The sequence below is a fragment of the Phenylobacterium sp. genome, from assembly GCF_030645195.1.
Classification (GTDB): Bacteria; Pseudomonadota; Alphaproteobacteria; order Caulobacterales; family Caulobacteraceae; genus Phenylobacterium.
Genome location: NZ_JAUSLW010000179.1, coordinates 1 through 14,393, shown reverse-complemented (window position 1 = coordinate 14,393; position 14,393 = coordinate 1). Strand labels below are relative to the sequence as shown.

Below are 14,393 nucleotides of genomic sequence, written 5' to 3'. Positions count from 1 at the left end.
TCGGGACCGTCGCTGTCGGCATGGCCGACGATGTCGATCAGGGTCGAGGGGTAGGCGCCGAGCACGCGGCCGACCGCGTCCAGCGTGTCGTAGAACTGGGGCTGCAGGCTTTCGCTGTTGGAGGCGAAGGTGACGTCGCTGGGCATGTTGAGGATCAGGTTGTCGCCGTCACGGGTGACGCTGACGCCGCTGTCGGCCAGTTCGCGGCGCAGGTCGGCCTGTTGCCGGTCCATGTAGTTGCCGACGCCGGCCCCGGTCAGGCCGCCGATGCCCGCACCGATCAGGGCGTTCTTGCGGCCCTGTTCGCCGCTGTTGGTGTTGGTCAGGTAGCCGAGGGCCGCGCCGCCCAGGGCGCCGGCGATCACGCCCGTCCCGGTGTTGTTGCGCACCGGCATGCCCGTATAGGGGTCGGTGGTGGTGCAGGCGGTGAGGGCCGCGGCGCCGATCAGCATGGCGAGGGTGGCGGTAATCTTGGTCATGGGGCGCTCCGGGCGTTTCTGGATTGGCGGCGGAACGCGCGCCCAAGGCCAAGGTTCCCCGAATTTGCGCCACCCCTCCCTTGATCCACGGCAAAGCGCGATCGGCTGATGGGGCCACACTTCGCGGTGGAGGTGCCCGCCATGAGTTACATCCGCGACTTTTCGACCCTATCGGCCGACGATACGCCCCTGGTAGGCGGGAAGACCTCGGCCATCGGGGAACTGAGCAGCCTCCGGGGCGACGGGGTGGAGGTTCCGCCTGGCTTCGCCATCACCGCCCAGGCCTATCGCGACGCCCTGACCAGGGCCGACGCCTGGCCGGCCCTGCACGACCTGCTGGACGGACTCGATGTCCGCGACACCGCCGAACTGGCGGTCCGGGCGCAGGCGGCGCGGAAGATCGTCTACGGGGCCACGGCCGATCAGGCCCTCTGCGCCCAGATCGCCGAGGCCTGGCGCGCCATGGTCGCCCGCGAGGGGCCCGGCCTGACGGTGGCGGTGCGCAGTTCGGCCACGGCGGAGGACCTGCCCACCGCCAGCTTCGCCGGCCAGCACGAGAGCTTCCTGCATGTGACGGGGGAGGAAGCTGTGGTGGAAGCCTGCCGCCGCTGTTTCGCCTCCATCTTCACCGACCGGGCCATCGTCTACCGGGCCGAGAACGGCTTTGATCATTTCAAGGTCTATCTGTCGGTGGCGGTGATGAAGATGGTGGCCGCCGACCGCGGCGCCAGCGGGGTGATCTTCACGCTCGACACCGAGAGCGGCTTTGCCGACGTGGTCTATCTCACCGGCGCCTACGGGCTGGGGGAGACCGTGGTGCAGGGACGGGTCGATCCCGACGAGTTCCACGTCCACAAGCCGACCTTCGAGAAGGGCTTTCGCGCGGTGCTGCGGCGCAAGCTGGGCGGCAAGGCGATCAAGCTGGTGCTGGAGGGCAAGGGCGAGTCGGCCAGGCCGGTGGAGCGCCGGACCTCGCCGAAGGATCGTCGGCGGTTCTGCCTCACCGACGAGGAGGTGCTGGCCCTGGCCGGCACGGCGATCCGGATCGAGGCGCACTTCTCGGCCCGCGCCGGCCATCCCCGGCCCATGGACATCGAGTGGGCCAAGGACGGCCGTGACGGCCGGCTCTATATCCTGCAGGCCCGGCCCGAGACGGTCACCTCGCGGCGGACCGCCGGCGAGATCGACACCTGGCGGCTCAAGGGCGCCGGCGAGGTGCTGGTCAGCGGCAAGTCGGTGGGCGAGCAGATCGCCAGCGGCCGGGCCCGGGTGATCGTCACGTCGAAGGACCTGGCCCAGTTCCAGCCCGGCGAGGTGCTGGTGGCGGCCACCACCAGTCCCGACTGGGAGGCGGTGATGAAGACCGCCGCGGCCATCGTCACCGATCGGGGCGGCCGCACCTGCCATGCCGCCATCCTGGCCCGCGAACTGGGGGTGCCGGCCGTGGTCGGCGCCGGGAACGCCACCGCCGCCCTCTCCACCGGCCAGATGGTCACCGTCTCCTGCGCGGGCGGCGAGGCCGGACAGGTCTATGAAGGTGAGCTGCTCTTCGAGGTCGAGCACCTGTCGGTGGGGGACCTGGCGCCCACTCGCACCGAGGTGATGCTGAACCTCGGCGACCCGGACCTGGCCTTCAAGTACGCCGGCCTGCCGGTGGCCGGCGTTGGCCTGGCGCGGATGGAGTTCATCATCAGCCAAGGGGTCGGCGCCCATCCCATGGCGCTCGCCCACCCCGAGCGGGTCGGCTCGCCCCGGGCGCGGGCCACCATCGCGCGACTGTCGGAGGGCTGCGCCTCGCCGGCCGACTATTTCGTGCAGCGGGTTTCCGAGGGGGTGGGGACCATCGCGGCGGCCTTCTATCCCCGGCCGGTGATCGTGCGGCTGTCGGACTTCAAGACCAACGAATACGCCGCCCTGATCGGCGGCCGCGACTTCGAGCCCCTGGAGGCCAATCCCATGCTGGGGTTCCGGGGGGCGGCCCGCTACGCCCACCCGGCCTATGCCGACGGCTTCGCCCTGGAGTGCCGGGCCCTGCGCCGGGTGCGCGAGACCATGGGCCTTACCAACCTGGCGATCATGGTGCCCTTCTGCCGTCGGGTGGCCGAGGCCGAGCAGGTGATCGAGGCCCTGGCCCGGCACGGCCTGGTCCAGGGGCAGGGCGGGGTGGAGATCCACGTCATGTGCGAGATCCCCAACAACGTCATCCAGATCGACGCCTTCGCCGCCCTGTTCGACGGCTTCTCCATCGGCTCCAACGACCTCACCCAACTGGTGCTGGGGGTTGACCGCGACTCCGAGACCGTGGCCTTCGACTTCGACGAGCGCGATCCCGGGGTGCTGGAGTTCCTGCGCCAGGCGGTGGTGGGGGCGCGGTTCAACCACCGCCATGTGGGCATCTGCGGCGAGGCGCCGGCCACCTATCCGGAGGTGGCCCGCTTCCTCATCGAGCACGGGGTGGACGCCATCAGCGTCAATCCCTCCAGCGCCCTGAAGATGATGCGCCTGGCCGCCGAGGTCGAGGCCGGGCTAGAGGACCGGGGGCCCCCGGCCCACATGAAGGCCTTCGCCCATTGACCCGGGCTCGCGCCGCGGCGCCGGTCATCGCCACCCTGACCCTGAACCCCGCGGTGGACCTCAGCGCCGTGGTGGACCGGCTGGAGCCGGAGCGGAAGCTGCGCTGTCACGACCTGCGCCGAGATCCCGGCGGCGGGGGGATCAATGTCGCCCGGGTGATCCGACGCCTGGGGGGGCAGGCCGTGGCGGCGTTCGTCGCGGGCGGTGTCGGCGGCGAGCGGTTGCGGGCGCTGCTGGCCACCGAGCGCGTGCCGGTGGCGGTGGTCCCGACCCAGGCCGAGACGCGGGAGAACTTCACCGCCCACGACCTGGCCACCGGGCAGGAATACCGCTTCGTCATGCCGGGCGCCCCCCTGAGGACGGCCGAGCAGAGGTCGGTCATGGTCCTGTTGAAGGGGCTGACGCCGGCGCCGGAGATCCTGGTGCTCAGCGGCAGCCTGCCGCCCGACTTTCCCCTGGCCGTCCACGAACGGCTGATCCGCCAGGCGCGGCGGGCGGGGGTGAGGCTGGTGCTGGACGCCTCGGGTCAGGCCTTGACGGCGGGGCTGGCGGCCGGGGTCTGGCTGGTGAAGCCCAATCTGCGGGAGCTGGAGGACCTGTGCGGGCGCCCGCTGCCGGACCTGGCGAGCCGGCTGGCCGCCTGCCGCGAGATTATCGCCGCCGGCGGCGCGGCGATGGTGGCCCTCAGCCTGGGCCGGGAGGGCGCGCTGCTGGTGACCGCGGAGCGGGCCTGGCGCGCGCGGCCCCTGGACATCGTCCCGGTCAGCACCATCGGCGCCGGGGACAGCTTCCTGGCTGGCCTGGTCTGGGCCCTGGGCAGGGGGCTGGCGCCGCCCGAGGCCTTGAGATGGGCCGTGGCCACGGCCTCGGCCACACTGCTGGCGCCGGGCACCAGCCTGTGCCGCCGCGCCGACGTCCTGCGCCTCCGAAGGACGGTGACCGTCGAAGCGGTCGGCTGACGCGGCTCAGCCGCGGGCGACGGCGCCCAGCAGCATTCGCACCTGGCCCTCGCCCCAGGCGGGCAACAGCAGGCGCTCATAGTTCTCGGAGACCGAGGCCGGATCGGCGTGGTGGTAGACCGACGGCCGCTGCTCCTCGACCGTGGCGCTGCACTGGGCGCGCAGCAGTTCGAAGGGATGGGGCAGGGACACCTCGTCGATGAACCGGCCCAGGATCGCCTCCTGCTCGGCCCTCGGCACACCCTGTTGCAGGATGCTGAACCGGAAGCGTTCGGGTTGGGCGAAGACGTCCAGCAGGAAGACCTCGCCGCCGAGCCGCTGGGCCTCGGTCAGGTCGACATCGTCCCAGAAGGGAATTTCCGCGGCCCCCCGCCGCAGGCCCTGCCAATAGGTCAGCAGGGCGTCGAGCGGGCCCGCGAGGGGGCGGACAATGGCGAAGGGCGCAACGGGCTGGTTCATGGGCCTGAGGGTTCAACGGTTGGGTGGGTCTCGCCTTGACCTTGCTCAACGCAAGGGTGACGAAGCCATCATCGCCCGGCGCTTGACCTTGCTCAATGGCGTTGGCCGGCACTTAGGCCGATGATGCCCCGGCAGGACGAGGCAGATCATGACCACGACGACATCGGAGGGACTCTGGTCCCAGCTTAAGACCCGTCCCGGACGCTTGTTCTGGCTCGGCTGCAGCCTGGCGGTGATCGGCTCGGCGGCGATGGTCTGGCCGCAGGTGGCGCACCTGGTGATCGGGGGGTTCGCCGGGTGGCTGTTGTGGCTCGCGGGCGCGCTGATGCTGGGGGCCAGCCTGCTGATGACCGGCGCCAGGTCCTTCTGGCCCGGCGTGGTGAGCAGCCTGGTGGCCGTGGCCGCGGGGGTCTTCCTGTTGTTCAATCCGGCGGCGGGCGCCATCGCCGTCACCCTGCTGGTGGCGGCCGCCTTCATCGTCGATGGCGCCTTTCAGCTGGCCCTGGCGCTCGAACTGCGGCCCCTCAAGGTCTGGCGCTGGATCCTGAGCTCCGCCATGGCCAGCGTGGTGGCGGCCCTGATGATCGCCGGCGGGGTGTTCCAGGGTTCGACGCCGGCCTTCGGCCTGATGGCCGGGATCGCGGTCCTGACCACCGGACTGGCCTTCATGGCCCTCGGCGACGCCGCCAGAAGGGCTTAGCGGCGACCGTCGGCGCCTCGGGCCGGTCCCCCAGCACGTCCTCCACATAGACCATCTTCACCAGGACATAGGCCACCACCGCCAAGGGGGTCGCCAGCAGCACTCCCAAGGGCCCGAGCAGGACGCCCATGGCCAGGACGGCGAACAGGGTCACCGCCATCGGCAGGGCCGCCATCTTCCGCAGCACCAGGGGCGTGATGACATTGGCCTCGAGCTGGGCGGCGACCAGATAGACCCCGGCGGTCATGGCCAGGACCTGGGGGCCGGCGGCCAGGGCCACCAGCAGACCCGGGACCGCCGCGGCCATGGGGCCTATCACCGGCACGAACTGACCCAGACCCGCCAGCACCCCCAGTCCGATCGGGAACGGCGCGCCCACCAGCCAGAGGCCGAGCGCCGTCGTCGAGCCCACCAGGGCCATGGACAGCAGCTGGGCCAGCAGCCAGCGCTTCAGGGCGTCGTGGATCGCCGCCAGGATCTCTAAGGCGCGGGCGCGCAGGTCGCGCGGGAACAGCCGGACCAGGCCCTGCGCATAGGTCTGAGGATGGAAGGCCAGATAGAGCCCGGCGAAGATGACGATCACCGTGGCCGCCAGCCCGCTGGCGGCGTTGGCCGCCACCCGCGGCGCCAGGCTGAGCCAGCCGCCGCTGGGTCCGGGCAGGGCGTCGAGCTCCCGCAGGAACAGGGCGCCCAGGGTGGAGCGGGAGAGGCGGGCCTGGAAGCCGTCCCAGGCGCGGGGCACCATGTCGGCCAGGCTCGCCAGCTGGGAGTCCAGCTTGCTTCCGAAGGCCCACAGGATGGCGGCGATCGCCAGGCCGGTGACGATGACGGCGGCCACCAGGCTGCCGATTCGCCCGAGCGGCGTGCGGCTGCGCAGCGGCGCGGCGATGGCGTTCAGCAGGATGGCGAAGAGCACCGCCCCGAAGATCAGCAGCAGCACGTCCACCAGCCGCAAGAGCACCAAGCCGGTGACGACCAGGGCCGCGGCGAGGGCGAGCGGACCCGCCACGCGCGGCGCCTCGGTTGCATCCTGTGACTTGCGCCGCACGCCGATTCTCCGAGGCTTCCGCCGCGCGATCTTCCCGCCGACCTGGTCGGCCGGCCTTGATGTCGCGCAAAGTCCTTGAGGCCCCGGACCTGATAGTGACTCGCTCACAACGTCCAAGGTCAAGCTTCGTCGATCGCGGGGCCTGGGGTCCTGCGCCGGCCGTTGGGGTCGGTTCGTCTCAAGAGGTCAAGGCAAGTGACACAGACCACGCTGGCGACAGCCGCCATCCCGCACATACCCTTCGTCGAGTCGGGCTCGTATCCTGTCCGCAGCGGCAACCTGGTCCGTCCCCTGGTGGACGGAGAGCCGGCCTTCCGGCGGATCTGCGAGGCCGTCGAGGCCGCGCAGCACAGCGTCTGGCTCACGGTGGCGTTTCTTCACGAGGCCTTCGAGATGCCGGACGGACGCGGCTCGCTGTTCGACGTCCTCGACCGGGCCGCGGCGCGGGGTGTCGACGTCCGCGCCATCTTCTGGCGGGTGAACCCGGAGAGTCAGTCCGTCGAGCACGAGACCTTCTCCGGCCTGCCGCACCAGCACGCCATGCTGCGAGGCCGCGACGCCGGGTTCCGCGCGCGCTGGGACCGCGGCCAGAAGGGGTATTGCCAGCACCAGAAGAGCTGGTTGATCGACGCGGGCTGCGCCTCGGAGACCGCCTTCATCGGCGGCATCAATCTTGGCCCGGAATACGTCGTCGCGCCCGGCCATCGCATCCAGGCTGACGAACCGCACATCCACGACGTCTATGTCGAGGTGACCGGGCCGGCGGCCACCGATGTGCATCACAATTTCGTCCAGAGGTGGAATGAGGCCAGCGATCGGGGGGAGACGACGGGGAGCTGGAACCACGATGGCGACGACCTCGCCTACCCGACCGGGCTGTCGGCGCCGCGGGGCGAGGGGCTGGTGCAAATCCAGCGCACCGTTCGCGCCGGCCACTATGCCGATGGCCGCCCCAGTCCGGAGGGCCAGCCGTTCGACATCGCGGCCGGAGAGCGGTCGATCTTCGACCAGTACCAACTGGCGATCGAGGCCGCGCAGTCCTCGATCTACATCGAGAATCAGGCCCTCGGCGCGCCGGCCACCCTCTCGGCCCTCAAGGTGGCCCTGGTGCGCGGCGTCGAGGTGGTCGTCCTCACCCCGGCGGAGGCCTATGGTGAGATGCGGGCCGCCCGCCAGAGGCCGGAGAGCAAGCCGTTCTTCGATCAGCTCGCCGAGCTTGGCTCCTATGAGCGCTTCGCCCTGGTGGGCATCGCGGGACCGACCTCGGCGGGGGGCCGCCAGAATGTCTATGTCCACGCCAAGATCATGCTGATCGACGACGCCTGGGCCACCATCGGGTCCTGCAACATCGCCCCTCGGTCCTTCTTCGGGGACACCGAGATGAACGCGACCTTCTGGGATCCCCCGGTGGTCGCGGCCCTGCGCCGCGACCTGTTGGCCGAGCATCTCGAGATCGATACGACGGGCCTGGATGACCGCGCCGCCCTCGGCCTCTACCGGCAGGTCGCCACGGCCAATCGTCTCAAGCGTGAGGCCGGCGACGCCGATTGGCAGGGCATCGCCTTCGCGCTGGACCCCGCCACCTACGGCGCCTAGCGTCGGCCGGCCGCCGCCACCCGGTTCAGCCCAGGCTTTTCTTGTACAGCGCCGTCAGGGCGGCCCACGCCTTCTCGGCCTGGGCGGGGTTGTAGACGGCGCCGTCCTTGACGCACCAGCCGTGCTGGGCGCCGGCATAGACCTCGACCGTGGCCGGCAGCTTGGCCGCGGCGAAGGCGGCCCTCAGCTTGTCCTTGGCGTCGGGCTGCTTGGCGTCGTCGTTCTCGGCGATGGCCACCAGGAAGGCGGCCTTGGCCTTGGGCGCCATCAGGTGCGGGCTGTCGGGCTTGTCGGTCACCAGACCCCCGCCGTGGAAGGAGCCGGCCGCGCCGACCCGGGTCGGATGGTTGGCGGCGGCGATGAAGCTGTAGGGGCCGCCCATGCAGTAGCCCTGGACGCCGATCTTCTTCTTGGCGTTCACCTGGGGCTGCGTGTCCAGCCAGGCGACATAGGCCGCCGCGTCGGTCGCCTTGGCCGGGGTGGTGAGCGGCGCGGTCAGTTCGGTCAGCTTGGCGCGGTCGGTGGGATTGGAGAAATCGAAGGGCCCGCTGAGCACCGGCGCCTTGCGGGTGCGGTAGAAGGGGTTGGGGACCAGGACGGCGTAGCCCTCGGCGGCCATGCGCCTGCCCATGTCGCGGAACGCCGGGCGCAGGCCGATGATGTCGGTGAAGATCACCACGGCGGGCCAGGCGCCCTTGCCGGCCGGATGGAAGAAGGCCGCGTCGCAGGTCCCGTCGGCGGTGGCGATGCTGACGTCGGTCTCCACCACCTCGGCGGCCAGGGCCTGACCGGCCAGGGCCACGCCGGTGGCCATGGCCACGGTGGAGAAGCCGCGCCGGGTCAGGCGGGAGTCACGATCGGTGCTCGCGGGGTTGAGTTCGTCGTCCATGGGAAACCTCGCCTGATGCCGGGCGCTCGTCGGCGGCGCCGTTCAGATCAAGGTAGCGCAGATGGCGGAGGGCGCCAGGGGCGCGGGCCTCAGTTCAGCACCTTGTGCAGGAAGTTGCCGCCCATCTGCAGGCCGTCCAGGTCGATGCTGTGGCCCAGGCCTGGCGAGACGTGGCCACCGACCTGGTAGCCGAGCGCCTGGAGGGTCGCGCCGCTGTGGTGGAGTGCGGCGACCGGCACCGTGGGATCGGCGTCGCCATGCACCAGCAGGATCGGCGGCTTGCTGGTCATCTCCGACAGGCCCGTCTCATCAACCAGCATTCCGGAATAGCCCAGAATTCCGGCCACCGGCCGCTGGCGCCTCAGGCCCACCTGCAACGCCATCATGGTCCCCTGGCTGAAGCCCACCAGGGCGAGCCTGTCCTCCGACAGGCCGTAGCGGGCGAGCTGGGCGTCGATGAAGGCGTCGATGATCGGGGCGGTGGCGCGGGCCCCGGCGATCCGGGCCTGCGGATCCATGCTGGTGATCGGCCACCACTGATAGCCGCCCGGCGCGCCAGGGCAGATCTGGGGCGCGTTGGGCGAGATGAACAGGGTGTCGGGGAAGGCGTGCCGCCAATGCGGGACCAGGCCGATGAGGTCCTCGCCGTTGGAGCCATAGCCGTGAAGCAGGATCACCAGGCTCTTGGGGGCGGCGCCGGAGGCGGGCGGGACGAGGGGGCCGTCGAGGGCGGGGAGGGCGGTCATGGGGATTTGGTGCGGGAGCCCGCCCTCCGGGTCAAGCGCCTCGACCCGCTTGACGGACGCCACGGCGCCCCGCCAGCGTCCTCCCAACAATGATGGGAGGACATCCGATGGCCTATGAATTCATCTCCGTGGAGCGCGAGGGCCCGGTCACGGTCTTCACCCTGAACCGGCCCGAAGTCATGAACGCGGTGCATTCGCCGATGCACTTCGAGATGGACGAGGCCTTCAACGCCTTCAACGCCGATCCTGAGCAGTGGGTGGGCATCATCACCGGGGCCGGCGAGCGGGCCTTCTCGGCGGGCAACGACCTGAAGAACCAGGCCACCGGCGGCTCCATGGCCATGCCGAAGTCGGGCTTCGCGGGTCTCGCCCAGCGCTTCGACCTCAACAAGCCGCTGATCGCCGCGGTGAATGGGGTGGCCATGGGCGGCGGGTTCGAGATCGCGCTGGCCTGCGACATCATCGTGGCCTCCGACAACGCCGTCTTCGCCCTGCCGGAGCCGCGGGTCGGCCTGGCGGCCCTGGCTGGCGGGCTGCACCGTCTGCCGCGCGCCATCGGCACCAAGCGGGCGCTCGGCATGATCCTCACCGGCCGCCGGGTCTCCGCCGCCGAGGGCCACGAGCTGGGCTTCGTCAACGAGGTCAGCACCCCGGCCGAGCTGATGGCGACGGCCAAGCGCTGGGCCGCCCAGATCGCCGAGCTGTCGCCCATGTCGGTGCGGGCGTCGAAGGAGGCGGTCTATCGCGGCCTGGACGAGCCGAGCCTGGAGGCGGCGATCGCCGGTCAGAACCGCTATCCCGCCATCTCGGCCCTGTTCCGTTCGGAGGACTTCGTCGAGGGGCCGATGGCGTTTGCTCAGAAGCGCGCGCCGAACTGGAAGGGCCGGTAGCTGACAGACCCTGTCAGCAGGGTGGCGGTAGATTGAAGCTCCAGTTTGAGGAGCTTTCCATGTCCGCCGCCGCCCAGACCTCGCGCCACGGCTTCGACTTCAACCACGGCGACTGGATCGTCACCAACCGCCGCCTGAAGGGCCGGGGCGTGGGTTCGACGGCCTGGGATGTTTTCGAAGCCCGTCAGCGCTCGGACCTGCGGCTTGGCGGCATGTGCAGTCTCGATGAAATCGATTTCGCCGCCCAGGGCTTCAAGGGGATGACCTTCCGGCTCTACAGCCCTGAGCGCGACGAGTGGACCATCTGGTGGATCACCGACCGCGACGGGGTGATGCAGCCGCCGGTGATGGGCCGCTTCGAGGGAACGCGCGGGATATTCCGCGGCGAGGATATGGATGGCGACTTGCCGGTGCAGGTGGTGTTCGACTGGCAGACTGTAGACCCCCAGGCGCCGCGCTGGAGCCAAGCCTTCTCCTATGATGGCGGGAAGAGCTGGGAAACCAACTGGATCATGGAGTTCCGCCGTCCGTGACGCTGGCGTCAACTTTATGAAGGCTGACGCGGCGTCCGGTCTTGTTTCGGGCGTAGAGGCTTGTAAGGGTTCGGCCAAATCAAGCACGCCAAGGGACGGGGCCGCGCATGGACCGCTACGACTACATCATCATCGGGGCCGGCTCGGCCGGTTGCGTCCTGGCCAACCGCCTGACCGAGGACCCCACGGTGAAGGTCCTGCTGCTGGAAGCCGGCGTGAAGGACAATTCCCTGATGGTCCGCATGCCCGCGGGCGTGGGCGGCCTGATCGGCGCCAAGGGGACCTATAACTGGGGCTTCTGGACCGAGCCGGAGCCGAACCTCAACGACCGCAAGCTCTGGTGGCCGCGCGGCAAGGGCTGGGGCGGATCCAGCTCCATCAACGGCATGATCTACATCCGCGGCCATGCCCGGGACTATGACCAGTGGCGCCAGATGGGCTTACAGGGCTGGTCCTACAAGGACGTGCTGCCCTACTTCAAGCGCTCGGAAAGCCTGCAGGGCGGCGGGGACCAATGGCACGGCGGCGACGGCCCGCTGGCCGTTTCCAAGGCGTCGGACCCCAACCCGATCTACAAGGCCACCATCGAGGCCGGACGTCAGGCGGGCCATCTTGTCACCAAGGATTTCAATGGCTTCCAGCAGGAAGGTTGGGGCCCCTATCAGCTCACCATCAAGGACGGGGAGCGTTGGAGCGCCGCCCGCGGCTATCTGCACCCGGTGCTGAACCGCCCGAACCTCACCTGCTTGACCGGCGCCCGGACCACCAAGATCGTGGTGGAGAACGGCCGCGCCACCGGCGTCGAGTTCGTCGACGACAAGCAGGTCAAGCAAGTGGTCAACGCCGAGCGCGAAGTCCTGCTTTGCGCCGGCGCCGTGCAGTCGCCGCATATCCTGCAGCTGTCGGGCATCGGCGATCCCGAGGAGCTGACCAAGCACGGCGTGCCGGTGGTCCATGCCCTGAAGGGCGTCGGCGCCAACCTGCAGGACCATCTGGACGTGACCCTGTCCTGGGAGTGCCCGCTGCCGATCACCGTCTTCTCGGCGCGCAAGGGCATCAAGACCGCCCTCATCGGCCTCAACTACCTGCTGTTCAAGAAGGGCCTGGGCTCCAAACAGATGCTGGAGTCCGGCGCCTTCCTGAAGTCGCGTCCCGACCTCGACCGGCCCGACCTGCAGGTCCACTGCGTGTTGGCCGTCATGCAGAACCACGGCAAGACCCAGGTGGCCAAGGACGGCTTCACCTTCCACGTCTGCCAGCTACGGCCCGAGAGCCGCGGCCGGGTGGGGCTGAACTCCGCCAATCCGCTGGACGATCCGGCCATCTTCGCCAACTACCTGTCGACCGAGGAAGACCGCCGCGCCCTGCGCGAGGGCGTGAAGATGATGCGCGAAGTCGCCCGCCAGTCGGCCCTGGACAAGTATCGCTCCACCGAGCTGTTCCCCGGCGAGGCGGTGCAGACCGACGAGCAGATCGACGCCTGGATCAAGGAGGTGGCCGAGACCATCTACCATCCGGTGGGCACCTGCCGCATGGGCTCGGCCGACGACCCCATGGCGGTGGTGGACGGCGAGCTGAAGGTGCGCGGTATCGCCGGCCTTCGCGTCGTCGACGCCTCGGTCATGCCGACCCTGGTGGGGGGCAACACCAATGCTCCCACCATCATGATCGCCGAGAAGGCCGCCGACATGATCCGCGGCAAGGCGGCCCTGCCGGCCGACGACGCCCCGGTCTATGAGGGCGGTCAGAAGGCGGCTTAGGGCCTGAGCGGGATGCGGGCGGAAAACCGGATTCCACTTTTCCTCATCCCGCTTTGGGGCAAGCTTCTCCACGGTCGATACGGCCGTGGAGTTTTTTCTGCTCCATATTGCGCGGAATCGCGGCTGATGCGTTCCTAGGGCGACACACGCCGATCTCACGAGCGTGAGCGAGGACGCCCCATGGACTCCCAACCCCTGCCCGGGCCGGTCGGCTCGGCGCTGGACCTCATCGGCCGCACGCCGATGATCGAGTTGGCCGGTTTCGACACCGGCCCCTGCCAGCTGTTCATCAAGCTGGAAAGCGCCAATCCCGGCGGCTCCATCAAGGACCGCATCGCGCGATCGATGATCGAGGCCGCCGAGGCCGACGGCTCCCTGAAGCCCGGCGGAACCATCGTCGAGGCCACGGCCGGCAATACGGGCCTGGGCTTGGCCCAGGTGGGAATCCTAAAGGGCTACAAGCTCTTGCTGGTGGTTCCCGACAAGATGTCCCGGGAGAAGATCCAGCATCTGCGGGCCATGGGGGTCGATGTGCGCATCACCCGATCCGACGTCGGCAAGGGCCATCCGGACTACTATCAGGACATGGCGCAGGCCCTGGCGGCGGGCATCCCCGGCGCGGTGTTCGTCAACCAGTTCGCCAACCCGGCCAATCCCCTGGCCCACGAGACCTCCACCGGCCCGGAGATCTTCGAGCAGATGGGCGGCGATCTCGACGCTGTGGTGGTGGGGGTGGGCTCCGGCGGGACCCTGACCGGGCTGGGCCGCTACTTCGCCAGGGTGTCGCCCAAGACCGAGATGGTGCTGGCCGATCCGGTGGGCTCGATCCTGGCGCCCCTGATCAATACCGGCGAGACCATAGAGCCCGGCTCCTGGGTGGTGGAGGGGATCGGGGAGGACTTCATCCCCGACAATTGCGACCTCTCCCTGGTGGCCAAGGCCTATTCGATCCCCGACAGCGAAAGCATCGGCGCTGCGCGCGATCTGCTTCGAAAGGCTGGGGTTTTGGGCGGATCCTCGTCCGGGACCCTGCTGGCCGCGGCCCTGCGCTATTGCCGCGAGCAGACGACGCTCAAGCGGGTGGTGACCCTGGTCTGCGACACCGGGTCGAAGTACCTGTCCAAGGTCTACAACGACAGCTGGCTGGCCGAGCAGGGGCTGACGGCGCGGGCCCTGCACGGCGACCTGCGCGACCTGATCGCCCGCACCCCCAGCGAGGGCGGGGCGGTGACGGTGGGGCCGACCGACACCCTGCTGACCGCCTACAACCGCATGCGCCAGGCCGATGTCTCGCAGCTGCCGGTGCTGGACGATGGGCGGCTGATCGGGCTGATCGACGAGAGCGACCTGCTGGACGCCATCGAGGAGCGGCGGCCCGACCGGCGGTTCTCCCAGCCGGTCAGTTCGGCCATGACCGCCAAGCTGCACACCCTCCAGGCCCATGAGCCGCTGGAGGCCCTGCTGCCGATCTTCGACAAGGATCACGTGGTCCTGGTGCTCGACGGGCGCGAGTTCCTGGGGCTGATCACCCGCATCGATCTCATCAACTATCTGAGGCGCGCAGCGTGACCGACGGCAAGAACCGCTTGGATTTCAACACCCGCGCCATCCATGGCGGGCAGTATCCGGACCCCAGCACGGGGGCGGTGATCACCCCGATCTACGCCACCTCCACCTACGCCCAGTCGAGCCCGGGGGTGCACCAGGGGTTCGAGTACAGCCGCAGCCAGAACCCGACCCGGTTCGCCTTCGAGCGGGCC

14 protein-coding genes are annotated in these 14,393 nt (G+C 69.7%); 9 read left to right on the top strand and 5 right to left on the bottom strand.

The annotated features are described in order from the left end of the window. Positions 1–479, bottom strand: a 479-nt coding sequence (locus tag Q7T09_RS14795) for a glycine zipper domain-containing protein (RefSeq protein WP_304700673.1), incomplete at its 3' end; no start/stop codon positions are given. A 141-nt stretch (positions 480–620) separates the two neighbouring features. On the opposite strand from Q7T09_RS14795, the gene ppsA reads away from it, so the two are divergent. Together ppsA and Q7T09_RS14785 are read left to right on the top strand one after the other, a co-directional pair. Then, the gene (gene ppsA, locus Q7T09_RS14790; protein ID WP_304700672.1) at positions 621–3,053 is read left to right on the top strand and encodes a phosphoenolpyruvate synthase; all 2,433 of its coding nucleotides are present in this window, start codon (positions 621–623) and stop codon (positions 3,051–3,053) included. Then, the gene (locus Q7T09_RS14785; protein WP_304700671.1) at positions 3,050–4,012 is read left to right on the top strand and encodes a 1-phosphofructokinase family hexose kinase; all 963 of its coding nucleotides are present in this window, start codon (positions 3,050–3,052) and stop codon (positions 4,010–4,012) included. The genes ppsA and Q7T09_RS14785 overlap by 4 nt, the downstream gene beginning before the upstream one ends. Before the next feature lie 6 nt (positions 4,013–4,018). Here the strand turns inward: Q7T09_RS14785 and Q7T09_RS14780 are convergent, their stop codons facing one another. Next, positions 4,019–4,471: a hypothetical protein gene (locus Q7T09_RS14780; protein WP_304700670.1), complete on the bottom strand. Its 453-nt coding sequence runs from the start codon at positions 4,469–4,471 to the stop codon at positions 4,019–4,021. A gap of 148 nt (positions 4,472–4,619) precedes the next feature. Between Q7T09_RS14780 and Q7T09_RS14775 the strand changes: the two genes are divergently transcribed. Next, positions 4,620–5,171 (top strand): HdeD family acid-resistance protein, encoded by a 552-nt coding sequence (locus Q7T09_RS14775; RefSeq protein ID WP_304700669.1) that lies wholly within the window; start codon positions 4,620–4,622, stop codon positions 5,169–5,171. Here Q7T09_RS14775 and Q7T09_RS14770 read toward each other — a convergent pair. Continuing rightward, a complete protein-coding gene (locus Q7T09_RS14770; RefSeq protein WP_304700668.1) occupies positions 5,137–6,180 on the bottom strand; it encodes an AI-2E family transporter in 1,044 nt (347 codons plus the stop codon). The two genes, Q7T09_RS14775 and Q7T09_RS14770, sit on opposite strands and share 35 nt — an antisense overlap. A 234-nt stretch (positions 6,181–6,414) precedes the next feature. On the opposite strand from Q7T09_RS14770, the gene Q7T09_RS14765 reads away from it, so the two are divergent. After that, on the top strand, positions 6,415–7,815 hold the full coding sequence (locus tag Q7T09_RS14765; protein WP_304700667.1) for a phosphatidylserine/phosphatidylglycerophosphate/cardiolipin synthase family protein: 1,401 nt from the start codon (positions 6,415–6,417) through the stop codon (positions 7,813–7,815). Between the two features lie 25 nt (positions 7,816–7,840). Here the strand turns inward: Q7T09_RS14765 and Q7T09_RS14760 are convergent, their stop codons facing one another. Continuing rightward, complete coding sequence (locus Q7T09_RS14760) at positions 7,841–8,704, bottom strand: dienelactone hydrolase family protein (RefSeq protein WP_304700666.1); 864 nt, start codon at positions 8,702–8,704, stop codon at positions 7,841–7,843. Positions 8,705–8,793: 89 nt separating this feature from the next. Continuing rightward, positions 8,794–9,450 (bottom strand): alpha/beta hydrolase, encoded by a 657-nt coding sequence (locus tag Q7T09_RS14755; protein WP_304700665.1) that lies wholly within the window; start codon positions 9,448–9,450, stop codon positions 8,794–8,796. Between the two features lie 107 nt (positions 9,451–9,557). Between Q7T09_RS14755 and Q7T09_RS14750 the strand changes: the two genes are divergently transcribed. From Q7T09_RS14750 to Q7T09_RS14730, 5 genes are all read left to right on the top strand, one after another. Then, a complete protein-coding gene (locus tag Q7T09_RS14750) occupies positions 9,558–10,340 on the top strand; it encodes an enoyl-CoA hydratase-related protein (RefSeq protein WP_304700664.1) in 783 nt (260 codons plus the stop codon). Between the two features lie 59 nt (positions 10,341–10,399). After that, entirely contained in the window at positions 10,400–10,873 is a 474-nt protein-coding gene (locus Q7T09_RS14745; RefSeq protein ID WP_304700662.1) for a hypothetical protein, read from the top strand. A 107-nt stretch (positions 10,874–10,980) separates the two neighbouring features. Continuing rightward, positions 10,981–12,633, top strand: a complete 1,653-nt coding sequence (locus Q7T09_RS14740; RefSeq protein WP_304700660.1) for a choline dehydrogenase — start codon at positions 10,981–10,983, stop codon at positions 12,631–12,633. Positions 12,634–12,813: 180 nt separating this feature from the next. Next, positions 12,814–14,202, top strand: coding sequence for a pyridoxal-phosphate dependent enzyme (locus Q7T09_RS14735; protein ID WP_304700658.1), 1,389 nt, complete (start codon positions 12,814–12,816; stop codon positions 14,200–14,202). Beyond that, a partial coding sequence (locus tag Q7T09_RS14730; protein ID WP_304700656.1) for a PLP-dependent transferase occupies positions 14,199–14,393 on the top strand: 195 nt, incomplete at its 3' end. The genes Q7T09_RS14735 and Q7T09_RS14730, both read left to right, overlap by 4 nt.